Source organism: Bauldia litoralis (assembly GCF_900104485.1).
In the GTDB taxonomy this organism is placed as follows: Bacteria; Pseudomonadota; Alphaproteobacteria; order Rhizobiales; family Kaistiaceae; genus Bauldia; species Bauldia litoralis.
The window spans coordinates 585,002-601,121 of record NZ_FMXQ01000001.1 but is presented as its reverse complement, the minus strand read 5'-3'; the positions used below and the strand labels follow the sequence as shown (position 1 = coordinate 601,121).

The following is a 16,120-nucleotide window of genomic DNA, read 5'->3' as shown; positions in this document are numbered from 1 at the left end:
CCCTGTCCCTTCACCTAGTGCGCGATTATTCGCGCCTGAACCGGAAAATCAGCTACACAGTGGATCGATAACGATCCGCCCGGGCGACGGAGCATTGGCTGTGACGATGGATTGGGACGACCTGCGGGTTTTCCTGGCGGTGGCGCGGGCCGGCAGCCTGCGCAACGCCGCCGCACGCCTCAAGGTCAACCACGCCACCGTCAGCCGCGCCATCCAGCGGATCGAGGAGCGGCTGGAAACACGCCTCTTCGACCGGTCGCCGGGCGGGCTCGCGCTCAGCGCCCCCGGCGACCTGCTGCTTCCCCATGCCGAACGGATGGAGCAGCAGGTCTACGACCTGTCGCGCAAGGTCGCCAGCGTCGATTCCCGGCCATCCGGTACCGTCCGCGTCAGCCTGCCGCCTTTCATGGCGCAGGGCTTCATCGCCCCGATCGTCGCCCGCTTCGGCCGCGCCTTTCCCGACATCGAGGTGCAGCTCGAGATCACCAACACGATCGCCGATCTCAGCCGCCAGGAAGCCGATGTGTCGATCCGCGCCGCGCATGAGGTCACCGACAATGTCATCGGCCGGCGGCTGGTTCGCTACCTGATCTGCGCCTATGTTTCGCCGGCTTATCTTGAAGACCTCGGCACGCTGGCCGTCGGCGACGGCACTGGCGCCGCCTGGATCGGCTGGGGCGGTCCGGACGATCTCGCCTGGGTCGCCAACGGGCCGTTCCCCAATGCCGGCATCCGCCACGCCTTTCCCGAGGTGATCCCGCAGCTCGAAGGCGCCGCCGCCGGCCTCGGCATCGCCTGGCTGCCCTGCTTCATCGGTGATCCGGACGCGCGGTTGGTACGCGCCCCCGGCGTTCAGCCGCAGCCCGACCGTTCGATCTGGCTGCTCCTCCACGACGACCTGCGCAAGACCGCCCGCGTTCGCGCCTTCGTCGACTTCGTCTCGGCCGACATCGTGAGAACGATGAAACCCTACATCGCCTGAGCGCCCCGATCAGTGCTGGCGAGCCGGTTGCGCGTCACCACCGCGAGCACCATGACGACGGCTATGCCCTCGATCGCCAGCGGCGCGATCGCCGCCACCAGCGCAGTCAGACATGAAAGGCGGCGTGCTCCTGGACATCTGACGCTGCCCTGTCCTTACGACAAGATCGCGCCGACGACACCGCCGCCGGGCGCCGATCTCGCCCTACTCGAACATGCTCTTCGGCGTCTCGCCCTTCAGGAAGGGTTCGATGAAGCCGAGAAGCAGATCGACCTGGCCGATCACCGCGGTATGCGACGTCGCCGGCAGCACGGCGAGGCGCGAGGCGGGCAACGGCTTGCCCATGTCGCCCATCTCGCCGCCGCCGAGCAGGCGGAACATCGCCACCGAATGCTCGAGCGTCGCCACGTCGGAATCGCCGGTGATGATCAGCACCGGCATCGTCAGGGCCCTGACGTCGTCTTCCCAGGCCATCGGCTCCTTCTCGAGCTGGATCAGTTTCGCGGCCAGCGCCGGGAAGCCGTCGGGATCGGCGGCGAGGGTGCGATAGTCCTCGACGAAGGGCATGCCGACGAGCATGTCGACCGTCATCTGCGGGATGAAGTCGAGAAACGCCGGCTGCCAGCCTTCGACGTCGTAGGCGACGGACGCCGCGACCAGCTTGTCGACCTTTTCGGGGTGGCGGATGGCGAGTTGCAGCCCGGCGGTGGCACCCATCGAGTAGCCGAATATGTCGGCCTTCGCCAGGCCGACCGCGTCCATGAACCCGGCCACGTCGTCGGCGAGATTCTGGTTGGTGATCGGCCGGTCGATGTCGGTGGTGCGGCCATGGCCCTGGAACTCCAGGGCGTAGACCTTATGCGTCTCGGCGAGCTTCGGGATGATGTCGCCCATGGTCGGGATGTTCATGTAGGCGCCGTGCAGGACGACCAGCGGATCGCCTTCGCCGGACACCTCGTAATACATCTCCATGCCATTCACGGGGACGCGGCCGCCGACCGGGTCGGAGGCGGCAAGCGCCGCGCTGTGCGCAAGCAGCGCGGCTGCAACAAGGGTTGTGCGCAACATCGGTATCGCTCCTCTTTCTGGTCCATTCTGGTCGATGCTGACAACAAGACGAGCAAGCCCAGGCGATTTCGACAGGCCGATCCGATTGTCCGACGCGTAACGCCGGGGGCCGGTCCGGCGCGCCGATCGTATCCCCCCGGGAGCCGAAAGGGTGTAGGCTGGCCTCCAACGATCGGGGTGGCGAATTCCGTAGCTCGGGCCTGTCGGATGCAGCCTTTGAAGACGACGCCGACACCCTCGACGACTGCTACACCGAGGCCGGCCCGACGGCGTGCGCCGTCTGCGCCCGGCTGGTCCGCCAGCTTCGGCGCCGGGCCGACAAGAGAGCCTGACGGGAGGTCGCAATGCCGAAGAGTCTCAGCCCCGATCAGATCCGCCGCTACGAGGAGGACGGCTTCGTCTTCCCCGTCGAAGTGCTGTCTCCCGGCGAGGCGCTGGCGTGTCGGGCGCAACTCGAAGCCTATGAGACGGCGACCGGTGGCCCGATCAGCGCCGACCGCCGCCAGAAGGCCCACCTGCTCTTCCCCTGGGCCAACCGGCTCGCCCGCGATCCGCGTATCCTCGATGCCGTCGAGGATATCCTCTGCCCGGATATCCTGCTCTGGGCCTCGACCTTCTTCGTCAAGGAGGCCGGCAGTCCGGCCTTCGTCTCGTGGCACCAGGACGCCACCTATTGGGGCCTGTCCGGCAACGACGTCGTCACAGCCTGGGTGGCGCTGTCCGACGCACCGGTCGAATCGGGGGCGATGAAGTTCTGGCCGGGCAGCCACAAGCAGCCGATCCTCGCCCACGAGGATTCCTTCGCCGAGGACAACCTCCTGTCGCGCGGCCAGGAGATCGCCGTCGACGTGCCGGAAGAGGAAGCCGCGCTCATCCCGCTGAAGGCCGGCCAGATGTCGCTGCACCACGTCCTGCTGGTCCACGGCTCGGAACCCAACCGCACCGACGACCGTCGGATCGGCTTCGCGCTCCGCTATATCCCGACCCGGCTGAAGCAGACCAAGACCGAGGACTTCGCCATGCTGGTGCGCGGCGAGGATCGCTTCGGCCATTTCACGCTGGAGCCGGATCCGATCGACGCCCTCGACGACGCCGCTGTCGCCGCCCATGCCCGCTCGATCGACAGCAACGTCAAGGCGCTCTATTCGGGCACCCAGAAGACGGCCTTCCGCGCCTGAGGCGGCTTGCCTTGACGGACGCCCGGCCGCTGCCTCAAGCTGGCCGTGGTGGGCGTTTCGTTACCGCCACAGCCCGGGCGTCGTTGCATAAGGCAGGGAACAGGCCGTGACCGAAAGACTCTGGCTCGCCGGTCTGGCCGGCGATTGGCGCAACCCGGCCAACTGGACGCCCGCCGGCGTGCCGCAGCCCGGCGATCGTCTCGTCGTCGTCGAGGGCGCTCCGACCATCGATGGCGGCGCGATCCGGTCCGAAACCATCTTCCTCCTCGGGTCCGTTGCGCTCACCGCGATATCGGTCGATTTTGAGCCGGGCCCCTCCGGCATCACCAGGATCATCGTCTCGGGCGGCACCGGCGGCGACCCGACCCGGGCCAGCCTGCTCGTCGAGGGCGAGACCACGCTGCTCAGTTCGATCTATGTCGAGACCATCGGCGGCGGGCTGACGATCGATGCCGACGCCACCTTCACCATCGCCTATGGCGGCTTCCTGCTGGTCAGCCAGGAAAGCTTCCTGTCCTTCACCGGCGACACCATCGTCCATGACGGCCTTCTCAGCGTCGCGGGCGCGGCGACGATCGGGGAAGACGTCGCCTTCCTCGGCCACGGCACGGTCCAGGTCGATGCCGGCGGGCTGCTCGATATCGATGGTACCTTCGGCGACCACGAGATCGCCTTTCTCGGCGGGTCGGCCGAGGTGACGATCGCCGACATCGACACCTTCCAGGGCAGTCTGCGCTTCGCCGGGCTGGGCGGCGTCTCGGTGGTCATCGAGGACGTGCGGGCGAAGTCCGCTTCGCTCGATGGCGACGCGCTCCTGCTCTATGCCGGCAAGAAGCAGAAAGGCGGCGTCGTCGCCGAACTGTCGGTCGGCACCACCAACCCGGCGGGGCTCGCGCCGTCCGGGGTGAAGGCAAGGGACTTCGACCTCAAGGGCGACGGCGAAGGCGGCACGGTGATCACCTACGACCCGGCCGGTCCGACGATGCTGCAGGCGTCGCTGCCGGTCCCGGTCGTCGCGCCGCTCGGCGCCGAGGTGTCGCTGAAGGCGATCTTCAAGTCGGCCTTCGGGACCCGCCATCCGGATTTCCACGGCCTGACGCTGTTGCCGGCGGTGGCGGCGGACCTGTCCGATCCGAACCAGGGATTCTGGGGACAGGAGGCGGTCAACGGGATTCCCGGCGTCGAGAGCGGCTGGGTGGTCAATGGCAAGCTCATCACCCGGCCGACGGAGATCGGAAAGGGCGACACGGTCTCCTTTCTCGCCGGCAACAGCATCGGCTTTCCGCCACAGATCCAGGCGCAGGTGACGTCGAAGGCGAAGGGCGGCAAGGCGGAATATGTCACCTATGACGTCTGGTCGGTCGATCCGGCCGTCACCGGTCTCGTCGCGGCGACGCCGGGCAGCCCGACGCCCGACGATATCCTGGCCTCGGCCGCGGCCTTCCAGGCGGTCTATGGCACGCCCTTCAACAGCAACCTGTGCAACTGGATCGCCGACAATGTCGCGGCGGCCGCCGGCGCGCCGATGCCGCTGCCCGATGCCAATCTCGATCCCGCCGCCAATGTCCCGGGCGGCTTCTGGCGTGTCGCCTATCGCGGCAGCGACACCGACAGCCCGACCGTCGACTGGAACACGCTGGTCGAGCCCGGCGATATCGTCCGCCTCGAATGGGCGCGGGCCGGCACCGGCCATACGACCACCGTGCTGGCGGTCAACGGCGATGGCAGCCTCACGGTCTATGACAACGAGGACAAGGACGCCGCCGGCCACAACGTCATCGGTGCTCATGGCGACGTCGCCTACTGGAGCGAAACCAACCCGGCCGGCATCACCATCTACCGGCTCGATCCCGACCAGCAATACCGGATCGACGGCACCGGCCTCGGCGAATTCATCCAGGGCAGCATCTTCGACGACCTGATCCGCGCCCGGCCGGGGCGGGACAAGGTCAAGGGCTCGGTCGGCGACGACGAGATCCATGGCGGGCGCGGCCGTGACACGATCTTTGGCCAGGACGGCGACGATGTGCTGGTCGGCGGCTATCGCCACGACCGGCTGAAAGGCGGCGAGGGCGACGACGTCTTCGCCTATGCCTCGGTCCGGCAGAGCAAGCCCGAGGGTTCCGATCGCGACGTCATCGCCGACTTCCACCATGGCGACCGCATCGACCTCGCCGCGATCAACCTCAAGCTCGAGGCCAAGGGCAAGGTGCCGTTCCATTTCATCGGCGAGGCGCCCTTCGCCGGCACCGCCGGCGAACTCGTCACCCGGAAGAAGGCGGCCAAGACGCTGATCGTCGAGGGCGATCGCGACGGCGACGGTGTCGCCGACTTCGCCATCAAGGTCCACGGCGTCGCCGAACTCACCGAGGCCGATTTTATTCTCTGAAGCCGGCTGGTCGCGGCCTCAGCGGGTGACCACGACAATGGCTTCGCAGGGCGAATGGCCGGCGCGCCGGTAGCTGTGCGGATGGCCGGAATCGAAATAGATCGAGTCGCCTTCCCCAAGCGTCGTTTCCTCGTCCCCAATAGCGACGACGAGTTCCCCCTTGATCACGTAGATCACCTCGGCGCCGTCATGGGCGTGCGGCTCGGTCGCTTCCTGGGGCCCCTCGAAGGCGGCGAAATAGGCTTCCATCTTGCGGTCGGTTACGGGGAAGTCGAGGCTCTCGAAGAAGTAGGCGGGCGACGTTTCGCCGGGGCGATCCGGCAGCCGCAACCGATCCTCCTTGCGGACCACCGCGATGATCGGCGCCTCGCTGTCGTCGACGAAAAAGTGGTCGAGCCCGACGCCGAAGACCAGCGCGATCTTGAGCAGGGTCGGCAGCGTCGGGAAAAGCTGGCCGCGTTCGATCTTTGACAGCATGCCGGAAGAAATCCCGGTGTGCTCGCCCAACTGGACTAGGCCGAGGTCCTTTTTCTGCCGAAGTGCGCGGATTTTCGGGCCGATCCGATAGCTGGCAAGGCCGTCCGCAAGGGTGTCCGAGAGCATCCCAGGTCCTTTCCGTTTTCGTCCGGTGAAAAGCACGGTAGCTGTATTTTCTCTACAGGACAAACTATATTCCGTTCACGAAAATGTGCGTGGAAGGAAAAGCGATTTGCCCCACATTCACAATCACGGGCGGCAGGTGCCGTCGCGATCGTCCGCCAGAGAGCGGACCAACCTGTGAATGGAGGATACTGAGATGACGTTCGGAATCACGAAAATGGCCGCAGTCGCCGCAACCGTCGTTGGCCTGTCGGTGGCCGGAACCGCCACCACCTATGCCGCCGACATGGATATCGTCGACACGGCGGTCGGTGCCGGCCAGTTCGAAACCCTCGCGGCCGCCCTCGGCGCCGCCGGCCTGGTCGATACGCTGAAGGGCGATGGCCCCTTCACCGTCTTTGCCCCGACCGACGCCGCCTTCGCCAAGCTGCCCGACGGCACCGTCGAGACCCTGCTGAAGCCGGAGAACAAGGACCAGCTCGTCGGAATCCTCACCTACCATGTCGTCCCCGGCAAGGTGATGGCGGCTGACGTGGTCAAGATCACCGAGGCGGAAACCGTCAACGGCGCCGAGATCAAGGTCTCGGTCGATGGCGACACCGTGATGATCAATGACGCGACGGTCACTGCCGCCGATGTCGGTGCGTCGAACGGCGTCATCCACGTCATCGATACCGTCCTGCTGCCGCCGGAGATGTAATCCGGGGCCATCGCACTCATTCGGGCGGGCGTCGTCCCGCCCGGATGCTTCGAGGACCAGTTCGAGGACCAGAGGGAGAAGAAGAATGAACGCCATGCAGAACGCGATGTCGGAGTCCTATCGTGCCGTGATGGATCCGAGCGTCAATCCGCTCCGCCGCCTGCCGCCGATCCGGCGCTTCCAGACGATGCTGTTCCTCAGCATGATGTGGACGCTGATTTTCTGCGTCGGCACGGGCGCCTGGCTCTGGTATGGCGAGCTTGTCGCTTTCCACGTGCTCCTCGCCCTCGGCGTCTTCGTCACCGGCACGACATTCCACCGCGCCGGCCGGACGTCCGAATAAGGCGGGCCGGCGCCGACCCGGGACCAGCCCATGTCCGTCGTCCTCGTCATTGGCGCCAGCAGCGGTATCGGCCTCGAGACCGCGCGCCGGGCGCTGGCGGCCGGTTTCACGGTCCGCGCCATGGCGCGATCGAAGCCGCCGCTGAAGGCGTCGTCCGGCGCGCTTGAGATCGTGTCCGGCGATGCCCTTGATAGCGCGGCCATTGCCGCGGCGCTGACCGGCGTCGACGCGGTCATCCAGACATTGGGGCTGGGTTCGTCGGGCCGCTTTGGCACCGTGACCCTCTTTTCGCAGGCGACGCGCATCCTCATCGCGGCGATGCAGGACCAGTCGATCCGGCGCCTGGTCAGCGTCACCGGCTTCGGCGCCGGCGACAGTCGACGTGCCATGCCCTGGCTTCAACGCGTCCCGTTCGATCTCGTCCTCGGTCGCGCCTATGCCGACAAGAGCGAGCAGGAACGTTTGATCCGCGAGAGCGGCCTCGACTGGACGATCGTCCGGCCGGGGATCCTGATCGGCGACAGCCGCCCCCGCCCCACCGTGGTGCTCGACGACCCGGCGGATTGGCGGGCGGGCGTCATTGCGCGATCCGCCGTCGCCGACTTCCTCGTCGACCAGATCGACGACCGCCGCTATCTCCACAAGGCGCCGGTGCTGGTCGAGCAATGAGCCGGTCCGAAACCCCGACGCTGCCGGGCGACTCCGTCGAAACGACGTTCTCGTCCTTCCCCGAAGGCGGGGTCGCCGTTGTCTTCGGCGCAGGCGGCGGCATCGGAAGCGCCCTGGTCGAGCGGCTGCGCTCAGCCAATCGCTTCACGGAGGTGATCGCCTTCAGCCGTGGCGGCACGCCACCGATCGACCTGGTCGACGAGGCGAGCCTGGCCGAAGCAGCCGCCTTCGCCGCCGGGCACGGCGACATCCGCCTGGCGATCGACGCCACCGGCTTCCTGCATGACGATGCCCAGGGCCCCGAGAAGTCCTGGCGCGAGCTCGACGCGGAAAAACTCGCCCGCGCCTTCGCCCTCAACGCCATCGGCCCGGCGCTCCTGATGAAGCATCTGCTGCCGCGCCTGCCGCGCAGCGGCAAGGCGGTCTTCGCGACGCTGTCGGCCCGCGTCGGCAGCATCGGCGATAATCGTCTCGGCGGGTGGTACGGCTATCGCGCTTCCAAGGCGGCGCTGAACCAGCTGGTCCGCACGGCCTCGGTGGAGCTGTCCCGCCGCTCGGCCGAGGCGCTCTGCGTCGCCCTCCACCCCGGCACCGTCGCCACACCGCTGTCCGCCCCCTTTGCCGCGACCGGCCTTACCGTCCACACCCCGGACCAGTCCGCCGCCCACCTGCTCGCCGTCATCGACGCCCTGCCGCCGGAGGCGACCGGCGGCTTCTTCGACTGGCGCGGGGAGGTTGTGCCTTGGTAGCGCCGACGCGCTGCGCCCCGCGCCGGAAAGGTCTGCCTGTGGTGACGCACGGACCTAACCCACCCCCGCCCATCTTGCAGACCCGTTTCCACTCCGCCGGCTTCTACGATGGGCGGGAGGTGGTGGTGGGTTGGTAGTGGGGCGAGGCTTAATACAGCAACATCAAGGTGCTCTATGCCGGCACGCACCAAGACAACCTTCCGCGCCTGACGCGGCGGATGCGGGCGCGCCCGACCGGCGGACTCCTGTCGGGATCGCGTGGCACCAACGCCGGCCGTCCTTCAAGTCTGCACCTCGGTCGCGCTGTCGCCGGTCAGCGGCGGGGATGGGCTGAGGTCTGCAGTCCCCGCGCCCATGAACCGCGATCGCTTGAACCCGTTGAATGTCAGGTAGAGCCCGAGAAACAATTCCCACACGATTTCCGGGATCGTGAAGACGAAAGAGACCGGCGATACCTGTTCATAGGCGCCAAACAGAACTGCGGTCGCCGACGCGAAAGCGATGCAGCCGGCAACCATTCCCAGAATCGCCCAGGGCTTCGGAACAAGCTCCGAGCGATACATCAGATAGCCGAGCAGGATGCCGTTCCCGAACCCGGCGCAGAAAGCGGGACCGAGCAGGAACGTCCAGTCATGCAGCGCGACGAGCGCCTTGCCTGTCGCCACATAGAGAGCGGAGTTGTCACCGGAGCCGCCGAAGTCCTGCCGCAGCGTAACGATGGCAAGCAGGCTTATTACGCCGACGACGATGACCGTGGATTCGAGAATTCGGGTTGCGACGTAGCCCAGGGCAACGCTCTCGCTCGCCCTCTTGAGGACCGGAAACAGAACGACCGCTGTCGCGATATTCGCGATGGCCGTGAGGATCTCGAGGAAGGCGCCAAGATGGATGCGCGTGTCGGCGCCGTCGCCGACGACGAAGTTGGCGTCGTCCAATATTGGTCCATAAAGGATCAAGGCCGGGATCGAGAATATAAACGTGCCGATAAAGAACAGTCCGGCAAGCAGCGCAGTTCGCCTTGTAGTGTCCATGAAACGCCCCCAACCTCAGCTTCCATCGCTCAGGAAAACAGCGTGTCTGAGCCGCCCTAAACCGCGCCCATCTTGCAGACCCGTTTCCACTCCGCCTCGGTCACCGGCTGCACCGAGAGCCGCGACAGCTTGACCAGCGCCATCTCGGCGAGCTGCTTGTCGGCCTTGACGTCGGCCAGCGTCACCGGGTTCGGCACCGGCTTCACCGCGGCGATGTCGACGCAGTCGAACTTGCCCGTGTCGTCGGTCGAATCCGGGTGCGCTTCCTTGACCACCTCGACGATGCCGACGATCTGTCGTTCGCCGCCGGAGTGGTAGAAGAAGCCGAGGTCGCCCTTCTTCATTTCGCGCATGTTGTTGCGGGCCGTGTAGTTGCGGACGCCGTCCCACTCCTGGCCCTTTTTGCCCTTCTTCACCTGCATCTCCCAGGACCAGGTGTCGGGCTCGGACTTGAACAGCCAGTAGGCCATGGTTTTGCTCCCCGCTTCGGATGGCATTTCTTACGATGGCGGACTGGCAAGCGGAAGAGGCGGCGTCGGCCGTCGTAATCATCCTCAACCGCTCATCCCCGCGAAAGCGGGGATCCAGATGGTCAAAGGACACCTTGCCTCAGGCCGCCTGGATTCCCGCTTTCGCGGGAACGAGCGTGGGAGTGGGAGGCTTCCCCGTTCCCCAACCCCGGCCGGAGGTCGCACGGCCATTCGCCCAACCTCAACCGCTCATCCCCGCGAAAGCGGGGACCCAGATTCAGGCCAGAACTCGGCGGCGAGGTCGTTCCACTCCGGATTCGCCGCCTCGATCAGGTCGAGCTTCCACCTGCGGTTCCATTTCTTGATCTGGCGCTCGCGGGTGAAGGCCGCCTCCCGCGTTTGATGGACCTCGAACCAGACCAGCGTCCTGACACTGTATTTGCGGGTGAACCCGGGAAAGGCGCCCGTCTGGTGCTCCCACATCCGGCGCGCCAGGTCGTCGGTCATCCCGACGTAGAGCGTGCCGTTGCGGCGGCTGGCGAGAAGGTAGGTGCAGAACACCATCGCTGCCTCGTCCCTGGGCGAACGTGGTCTGGATCCCCGCTTTCGCGGGGACGAGCGGCATAGGGTATCGCGCGGGTACCTCGGCGATCATGCCGCTCCTCGGGCTAAGCCTCAACCGCTCATCCCCGCGCACGCGGGGACCCAGATGGTCAAAGGACACTCTGCCTCAGGCTAACTGGATCCCCGCTTTCGCGGGGACGAGCGGCAGGGGGTGCCTAGGCCGATTCCCGCTTCAGCGGCCGCGACATCAGGTTCTCGATCGTCGCGTCGACCGTCGCCTTGCCGGACAGAATCCTGACCACCGCGTCGACGATCGGCATCGAAATCCGGTGACGGCGGGCGAGGTCGCGGGTCACGGTGGCGGTGGCGATGCCTTCGACCAGCGGGTGGGGCGCGTCGAGCGGCAGGCCCTCGCCGAGCATCCGGCCATAGGCGAAATTGCGCGATTGCGTGCTCGAACAGGTCAGCACCAGGTCGCCGAGACCCGACAGGCCCATCAGCGTTTCCGGCTTGGCGCCCAGCGCCTCGCCGAGGCGGCGGAGTTCGGCAAAGCCGCGCGCGGTGAGGGCGGCCAGCGCCGAGGCGCCGAGGCCGCGTCCGTCGACGACGCCGGCGGCGATCGCCAGCACGTTCTTGACCGCGCCGCCGATCTCGACGCCGATCAGGTCGGTCTCGGCATAGGGGCGGAAGGTGCCGCCGCCGAGCGCGTGGCAGAGCGACAGCGCCAGCGGTTCGTTATCGGCGGCGATGGTGACGGCGGTCGGCAGCCCGGCGGCGACATCGGTGGCGAAGCTCGGGCCGGAGAGCACGGCGACTGCCGCGCCCGGCGCCACCTCGGCGACGACCTCGCTCATCCGCTTGGCGGTGCCGCGCTCCAGCCCCTTGGCGCAGATCACCAGCGGGTGGCCTTCGGCGATATAAGGAGCGGCGATGGTGGCGACGGCGCGCACCGATTGCGCCGGCACGGCGAGCAGCACCGCGTCGGCGCGGAGCGCCGCGCCGATGTTGCCGGTCGCCGGAATGTGGTCGAGCCTGATGCCGGGAAGGTAGCGCGGATTCTCGTGGGTCTCGTCGATCGCCGAGACCGTCTCGTGGTCGCGCGCCCATAGCCGCACCTTGCGCCCGGCGCGGCTTGCCACCAGCGCCAGCGCCGTGCCCCATGACCCGCCACCCAGGACCCCGATGGTTTCGATCACGCCTTGGCTCCCTTTGCCCCCGCACCAAGCACGGGAGCGGCCAGTTCATCAAGAGGCCAGCGCGGCCGAGCCGGCGCGTCAAGCGGATCGGTCAGCCCGAGCGCCAGCCGTTCGGCTCCGGCCCAGGCGATCATCACCGCGTTATCGGCGCAAAGCCGCTGCGGCGGCGCCACCAGCCGGAAGCCGTGGTTCGCCGCCTCGTGTGTCAGCGTGTCGCGGATGGCCTGGTTGGCGGCGACGCCGCCGGCGATCACCAGCGCTCGGTCATTCAGGTCTGGATGCTGACTGGCGAAGAGCGCCATCGCTTTCGCAGAGCGGTCGGCAACCGTGTCGGTGACGGCGGCCTGGAAGGAAGCGGCGAGGTCGGCGACATCCTGGTCGGACAGCGGCGCGATCTTTTCGGCGGCGAGCCTGAGCGCCGTCTTCAGTCCTGACAGCGAAAAATTCGGTTCCGGCCGGCCGCGCAGCGGGCGCGGCAGGGCGAAGCGGTCGCCGTCGCCGCTCTTCGCCGCCGCTTCGACCGCCGGTCCGCCGGGGTAGCCGAGGCCGAGGAGCTTGGCCGCCTTGTCGAAGGCCTCGCCGAGCGCATCGTCGATGGTTGTCCCCAGCCGCCGGTAGCGGCCGACCCCCTCGACGGCGACAAACTGGGTGTGGCCACCGGACACCAGAAGCAGGAGATACGGAAAGGCGAGACGGTCGGTGTACCGGGCCGTCAGCGCGTGTCCCTCGAGGTGATTCACCGCAACCAGCGGCCGTCCGGAGGCGACCGCGACTGCTTTTGCGGTGGTCAAACCGACAATCACCCCGCCGATTAGCCCCGGTCCGGCGGTCGCCGCAACCGCGTCAAGATCGCCGAAACCGATGTTTGCGCCAGCCATCGCCGCCTGAATCAGTCCGTCGAGTGCCTCGACATGGGCGCGGGCTGCGATTTCCGGCACGACGCCACCGAAATCGGCATGGTCGGGCTGCGAGAGGATGATATCGGACAGTATCCGCCCGCTGCCGTCCGGCAGCCGTTCCACCACCGCCGCGGCCGTCTCGTCGCAGCTTGTCTCGATGCCGAGGACTTTCATCGGGCGGCTCCAGCCGATATCAAGGCGCCGCAATCGTTCGGCGTGTCGCAGCGCGCCGTCCCATCTCGGCCACGCCTCGCCAGAGGCCCTAACACCCGGACGCGGTCCCTTGCAATCGGCTGAAATCATTATCGGAACCCGCGGCAGCCCGCTGGCGCTCGCCCAGGCCGAGGAGACCCGGGCACGTCTGTCCGTCGCACTCCGTCTTGAGCCCGAGGCGATCGCCATCCTGCCGATCCGCACCACCGGCGACCGGATCACCGACCGGTCGCTGATGGAGGCCGGCGGAAAAGGGCTGTTTACCAAGGAAATCGACGAGGCCCTGCTCTCCGGCGCGATCCATATCGCCGTCCATTCGGCCAAGGATCTGCCGACCCGGCTGCCCGACGAGATCGTCATCGCCGCCTGCCTGGAGCGCGAGGACGTGCGCGACGCCTTCCTGTCTCCGGTGGTGTCCCGTCTCACCGATCTCAAGCAGGGCGCGGTCCTCGGCACCTCCTCGCTCCGCCGCCGCGCCATGGCGCTGAGCCTCCGCCCGGATCTGCGGATCGTCGAGATGCGCGGCAATGTCCAGACCCGCATGAACAAGCTCGCCGAAGGCCATGCGGATGCTACGCTATTGGCCATGGCCGGGCTCAAGCGCCTTGGTCTGGTTGATCATTCCCGGGGCGCCATCGATATCGAAGACTGGCTGCCGGCGGCGGGGCAGGGCGCCATCGCCATCGCCGCCCGGGTCGGCGACACGGCAACGCTGGAGCGGCTTGCCGCCATCGACCACGCGGCGACCTCGACGGCGCTGGCGGCCGAGCGCGCCTATCTGGCGGTGCTCGACGGGTCATGCCGGACGCCGATCGGCGGACTGGCGCGGATCGAGGGCGACGCGCTCGATTTCCGGGGCATCATCGTCCGGCCGGACGGTTCCGAGGCGCATGCGGTGGTGCGGCGCGGCGCGGCGCGTGATGCGGAGCGGATCGGCGCCGAGGCGGGCGCGGAGCTCGCGGCGCGCGGTGGCCCGGCCTTCTTCGCCGAGGCGTGAGATGCGGCTCCTTGTCACCCGTCCACAACCGGACGCCGATGAGACAGCCGCCCGTCTCGAAGCCCTTGGCCATACCGCGATCGTCGAACCCCTGACGACCATCGCCTTCCGCCCGCAGCCGCATTTCGAGACGGCGCCGGCGGCGATCGCCTTCACCAGTTCGAACGGGGTCCGCGCCGCCGCCAAATGGCCGGCAACCGCGGCCTGGCGCGGGCTCCCCGTCTTCGCGGTCGGCGCGAAGACCGGCGCGGAAGCGCGACAGGCGGGGTTCACCGACGTCCGGATCGCCGGCGGCGACCTGACGGGGCTTGTCGAGACGATCGTCGAGGGGTTTCAGCCGGATACCGGCCGTCTCATGCATGTCGCCGGTCACGACCGGTCCGGCGATCTCGAAGGCGAACTCAGGGCGCAGGGGTTCGACGTTGCGACCCTGGAGGCTTATGCGGCGGTGTCGGCAGATGCGTTCGGGCAGGAGACCCGTGACGCAATTTCGAGCGGCGCTGTCGACGGCGCCTTGTTCTTTTCCCGGCGGTCGGCGGCAATATTCGCCGACCTGATCGCTGAGGCCGGTCTGGAGGAGTCCGCGAAAAAGCTGGCTTTTTATTCGATTTCCGAGACGGCGGGCGAACCGCTGCGCCGCTTCGGGGTTGTCCAGATCGCGGCCCATCCCGACGCCGCAGGCCTGATTGCGCTGATCGGTCGTTAGCCCTCTGCAGTGAAATAGCTATATACCTGTTGGAGGGGCGCCGACGGCCTGAGGAGAAGCATGAGCGCGGACGAGGACGACAAGAACGCCAAGGTGTCGAGTGCCGGGCCGCAGGGGCAGCGGAACCGCGAGAAACCGCCGGTTACAATCGACCTGACGGCCGAGAAGAAGGCCGAGAAGAAGGGCGATGCACCGCCGCCGGCCGATAGCGACGAGCCCTCGGCGGCGCAGGACGCCGTGGAGGGACGCACGTCGCCCACGCCTCAGCCGCCACCAGTGCCGCCCCGCGCCCCGCCGCCTGCGAAGGGCGGTTCGGGAGGCGTCGGGATTGTCGGCCTGGTGATTGCCGCCGTCATCGGCGGTGTGATCGCCACCATTCTCGGGATCGCCTATCACGCCAGCGGTGTCGTCCCGACCCGGTCCGAAACCGCGGCGCAGGAGGCCCTGACGAAGGTCGACGGCCTCAGCGCCACCGTCACCGCGCTCGACAAGCGCCTCGCGACCGTCGAAGCCGCGCCGGCCGGTCCCGCGGCGACTGATGTCACCGACCTGACCGACAAGCTGGCGGCGCTCGAAAAGCTCGAAACCGAAAACCGCGCGCGCATCGAGAAGCTCGAAGCGGCCCCGCCGCCCGCTGCCGCAACGCCGGGCGAGAGCGGAGCAAGCACGGCCGCGATCACTGCCTCGCTGGACGATATCAAGACGCGCATCGCCAAGCTGGAGGCGGATGCCGCCTCGGGCGCGGACACCGCGACAGCCTTGTCGGCTCTCACCGAGCGTGTCACCGCGCTGGAGGCGTCGACCAAGGACCTTGGCACGCAGCTCGCTGCCGTTGCCGCTCGCCCGGCTGAAAGCGAACGGGCGGCCCGCGCCGCGGCGGTCGCCATGCTTCAGCAGGCGGTCGAAGCCGGCGGGCCGTTTGCCACCGACCTTGCCATGCTCAAGGCCATGGGCCTCGACGCTGACGATCTCGCCGAACTGGAACCGCTGGCGGCGAAGGATACGCCGAGTGTCGCCGCCCTCAAGCAGCAATTCCCGACGGTTGCCGACGCAATCCTTGTCGCATCGGCGACCGATGACTCCGACGGGGGCTTCCTCGACGGTCTGGCTGCCTTCGGCCGAGGCCTGGTCACGGTCCGACCCACCGGCGCCATTCCCGGCGATACGCCCGAGGCGGTGGTCTCGCGGATGCAGGCAGCGGTCGATTCCGGCGACCTTGCGTCGGCGCTGACCGAACGGGCAAAACTGCCGCCGGAGGGCCAGGCGGCCTCGGCGGATTGGGCACAAGCGGCGGAGGATCGTGTCGCGATCAACCGCCTGGTCGACAAACTGGCGCTGTCGGTGACGGCGCCCGGCAACTGACGGG

17 protein-coding genes are annotated in these 16,120 nt (G+C 67.7%); 10 read left to right on the top strand and 7 right to left on the bottom strand.

Translation table 11 applies throughout. The features are described 5' to 3' along the window. Nucleotides 1-100: 100 nt before the first annotated feature. On the top strand, nucleotides 101-982 hold the full coding sequence (locus tag BLT60_RS02850) for a LysR family transcriptional regulator (protein WP_244521135.1): 882 nt from the start codon (nucleotides 101-103) through the stop codon (nucleotides 980-982). A 204-nt stretch (nucleotides 983-1,186) separates the two neighbouring features. Here BLT60_RS02850 and BLT60_RS02845 read toward each other — a convergent pair whose 3' ends face one another. Next, complete coding sequence (locus tag BLT60_RS02845) at nucleotides 1,187-2,050, bottom strand: alpha/beta fold hydrolase (protein WP_090874673.1); 864 nt, start codon at nucleotides 2,048-2,050, stop codon at nucleotides 1,187-1,189. A 344-nt stretch (nucleotides 2,051-2,394) separates the two neighbouring features. Between BLT60_RS02845 and BLT60_RS02840 the strand changes: the two genes are divergently transcribed. Further along, nucleotides 2,395-3,228 (top strand): phytanoyl-CoA dioxygenase family protein, encoded by an 834-nt coding sequence (locus BLT60_RS02840; protein WP_090874672.1) that lies wholly within the window; start codon nucleotides 2,395-2,397, stop codon nucleotides 3,226-3,228. A 106-nt stretch (nucleotides 3,229-3,334) separates the two neighbouring features. After that, nucleotides 3,335-5,617: a calcium-binding protein gene (locus BLT60_RS02835; RefSeq protein WP_090874671.1), complete on the top strand. Its 2,283-nt coding sequence runs from the start codon at nucleotides 3,335-3,337 to the stop codon at nucleotides 5,615-5,617. Between the two features lie 18 nt (nucleotides 5,618-5,635). Here the strand turns inward: BLT60_RS02835 and BLT60_RS02830 are convergent, their stop codons facing one another. Then, complete coding sequence (locus BLT60_RS02830; RefSeq protein WP_090874670.1) at nucleotides 5,636-6,220, bottom strand: helix-turn-helix domain-containing protein; 585 nt, start codon at nucleotides 6,218-6,220, stop codon at nucleotides 5,636-5,638. A 214-nt stretch (nucleotides 6,221-6,434) separates the two neighbouring features. Between BLT60_RS02830 and BLT60_RS02825 the strand changes: the two genes are divergently transcribed. The 4 genes from BLT60_RS02825 to BLT60_RS02810 all read left to right on the top strand — a co-directional run bounded on the left by BLT60_RS02825 (nucleotide 6,435) and on the right by BLT60_RS02810 (nucleotide 8,678). After that, nucleotides 6,435-6,917, top strand: coding sequence for a fasciclin domain-containing protein (locus BLT60_RS02825; protein WP_175478265.1), 483 nt, complete (start codon nucleotides 6,435-6,437; stop codon nucleotides 6,915-6,917). 85 nt (nucleotides 6,918-7,002) lie between these two features. Next, nucleotides 7,003-7,260, top strand: coding sequence for a hypothetical protein (locus tag BLT60_RS02820; RefSeq protein ID WP_090874669.1), 258 nt, complete (start codon nucleotides 7,003-7,005; stop codon nucleotides 7,258-7,260). A 30-nt stretch (nucleotides 7,261-7,290) separates the two neighbouring features. Continuing rightward, nucleotides 7,291-7,929: an NAD(P)-dependent oxidoreductase gene (locus BLT60_RS02815; protein WP_090874668.1), complete on the top strand. Its 639-nt coding sequence runs from the start codon at nucleotides 7,291-7,293 to the stop codon at nucleotides 7,927-7,929. Continuing rightward, entirely contained in the window at nucleotides 7,926-8,678 is a 753-nt protein-coding gene (locus tag BLT60_RS02810; RefSeq protein WP_090874667.1) for an SDR family NAD(P)-dependent oxidoreductase, read from the top strand. The genes BLT60_RS02815 and BLT60_RS02810 overlap by 4 nt, the downstream gene beginning before the upstream one ends. A 281-nt stretch (nucleotides 8,679-8,959) precedes the next feature. Here the strand turns inward: BLT60_RS02810 and BLT60_RS02805 are convergent, their stop codons facing one another. From BLT60_RS02805 to tsaD, 5 genes are all read right to left on the bottom strand, one after another. Beyond that, entirely contained in the window at nucleotides 8,960-9,709 is a 750-nt protein-coding gene (locus BLT60_RS02805) for a DUF4386 domain-containing protein (RefSeq protein ID WP_090874666.1), read from the bottom strand. 56 nt (nucleotides 9,710-9,765) lie between these two features. Further along, nucleotides 9,766-10,179: an EVE domain-containing protein gene (locus tag BLT60_RS02800; protein ID WP_090874665.1), complete on the bottom strand. Its 414-nt coding sequence runs from the start codon at nucleotides 10,177-10,179 to the stop codon at nucleotides 9,766-9,768. Nucleotides 10,180-10,428: 249 nt separating this feature from the next. Beyond that, entirely contained in the window at nucleotides 10,429-10,743 is a 315-nt protein-coding gene (locus BLT60_RS02795) for a GIY-YIG nuclease family protein (RefSeq protein ID WP_090874664.1), read from the bottom strand. A 215-nt stretch (nucleotides 10,744-10,958) separates the two neighbouring features. Further along, the gene (locus tag BLT60_RS02790) at nucleotides 10,959-11,939 is read right to left on the bottom strand and encodes an NAD(P)H-dependent glycerol-3-phosphate dehydrogenase (RefSeq protein WP_090874663.1); all 981 of its coding nucleotides are present in this window, start codon (nucleotides 11,937-11,939) and stop codon (nucleotides 10,959-10,961) included. Further along, nucleotides 11,936-13,012 carry a tRNA (adenosine(37)-N6)-threonylcarbamoyltransferase complex transferase subunit TsaD gene (gene tsaD, locus BLT60_RS02785; RefSeq protein ID WP_090874662.1) on the bottom strand — a complete coding sequence of 359 codons (1,077 nt, stop codon included), beginning with the start codon at nucleotides 13,010-13,012 and terminating at the stop codon, nucleotides 11,936-11,938. Before tsaD ends, BLT60_RS02790 begins: the two co-directional genes overlap by 4 nt. A 109-nt stretch (nucleotides 13,013-13,121) precedes the next feature. On the opposite strand from tsaD, the gene hemC reads away from it, so the two are divergent. Genes hemC through BLT60_RS02770 form a run of 3 tightly spaced genes read left to right on the top strand, consistent with a single transcriptional unit; the run spans nucleotide 13,122 to nucleotide 16,116 of the window. Continuing rightward, nucleotides 13,122-14,048, top strand: a complete 927-nt coding sequence (gene hemC / locus BLT60_RS02780) for a hydroxymethylbilane synthase (RefSeq protein WP_090874661.1) — start codon at nucleotides 13,122-13,124, stop codon at nucleotides 14,046-14,048. 1 nt (nucleotide 14,049) lies between these two features. After that, nucleotides 14,050-14,754, top strand: a complete 705-nt coding sequence (locus BLT60_RS02775) for a uroporphyrinogen-III synthase (RefSeq protein WP_175478263.1) — start codon at nucleotides 14,050-14,052, stop codon at nucleotides 14,752-14,754. Between the two features lie 60 nt (nucleotides 14,755-14,814). After that, nucleotides 14,815-16,116 (top strand): COG4223 family protein, encoded by a 1,302-nt coding sequence (locus tag BLT60_RS02770; protein ID WP_090874659.1) that lies wholly within the window; start codon nucleotides 14,815-14,817, stop codon nucleotides 16,114-16,116. Nucleotides 16,117-16,120 lie beyond the last annotated feature (4 nt).

What these genes read in the sequence shown, in the direction of transcription:
- BLT60_RS02845 (WP_090874673.1), bottom strand. Translation starts at nt 2,050, where the DNA reads ATGTTGCGCACAACCCTTGTTGCAGCCGCGCTGCTTGCGCACAGCGCG.
- BLT60_RS02840 (WP_090874672.1), top strand. Translation starts at nt 2,395, where the DNA reads ATGCCGAAGAGTCTCAGCCCCGATCAGATCCGCCGCTACGAGGAGGAC.
- BLT60_RS02830 (WP_090874670.1), bottom strand. Translation starts at nt 6,220, where the DNA reads ATGCTCTCGGACACCCTTGCGGACGGCCTTGCCAGCTATCGGATCGGC.
- BLT60_RS02825 (WP_175478265.1), top strand. Translation starts at nt 6,435, where the DNA reads ATGGCCGCAGTCGCCGCAACCGTCGTTGGCCTGTCGGTGGCCGGAACC.
- BLT60_RS02820 (WP_090874669.1), top strand. Translation starts at nt 7,003, where the DNA reads ATGAACGCCATGCAGAACGCGATGTCGGAGTCCTATCGTGCCGTGATG.
- BLT60_RS02815 (WP_090874668.1), top strand. Translation starts at nt 7,291, where the DNA reads ATGTCCGTCGTCCTCGTCATTGGCGCCAGCAGCGGTATCGGCCTCGAG.
- BLT60_RS02810 (WP_090874667.1), top strand. Translation starts at nt 7,926, where the DNA reads ATGAGCCGGTCCGAAACCCCGACGCTGCCGGGCGACTCCGTCGAAACG.
- BLT60_RS02805 (WP_090874666.1), bottom strand. Translation starts at nt 9,709, where the DNA reads ATGGACACTACAAGGCGAACTGCGCTGCTTGCCGGACTGTTCTTTATC.
- BLT60_RS02800 (WP_090874665.1), bottom strand. Translation starts at nt 10,179, where the DNA reads ATGGCCTACTGGCTGTTCAAGTCCGAGCCCGACACCTGGTCCTGGGAG.
- BLT60_RS02795 (WP_090874664.1), bottom strand. Translation starts at nt 10,743, where the DNA reads ATGGTGTTCTGCACCTACCTTCTCGCCAGCCGCCGCAACGGCACGCTC.
- tsaD (WP_090874662.1), bottom strand. Translation starts at nt 13,012, where the DNA reads ATGAAAGTCCTCGGCATCGAGACAAGCTGCGACGAGACGGCCGCGGCG.
- BLT60_RS02775 (WP_175478263.1), top strand. Translation starts at nt 14,050, where the DNA reads ATGCGGCTCCTTGTCACCCGTCCACAACCGGACGCCGATGAGACAGCC.
- BLT60_RS02770 (WP_090874659.1), top strand. Translation starts at nt 14,815, where the DNA reads ATGAGCGCGGACGAGGACGACAAGAACGCCAAGGTGTCGAGTGCCGGG.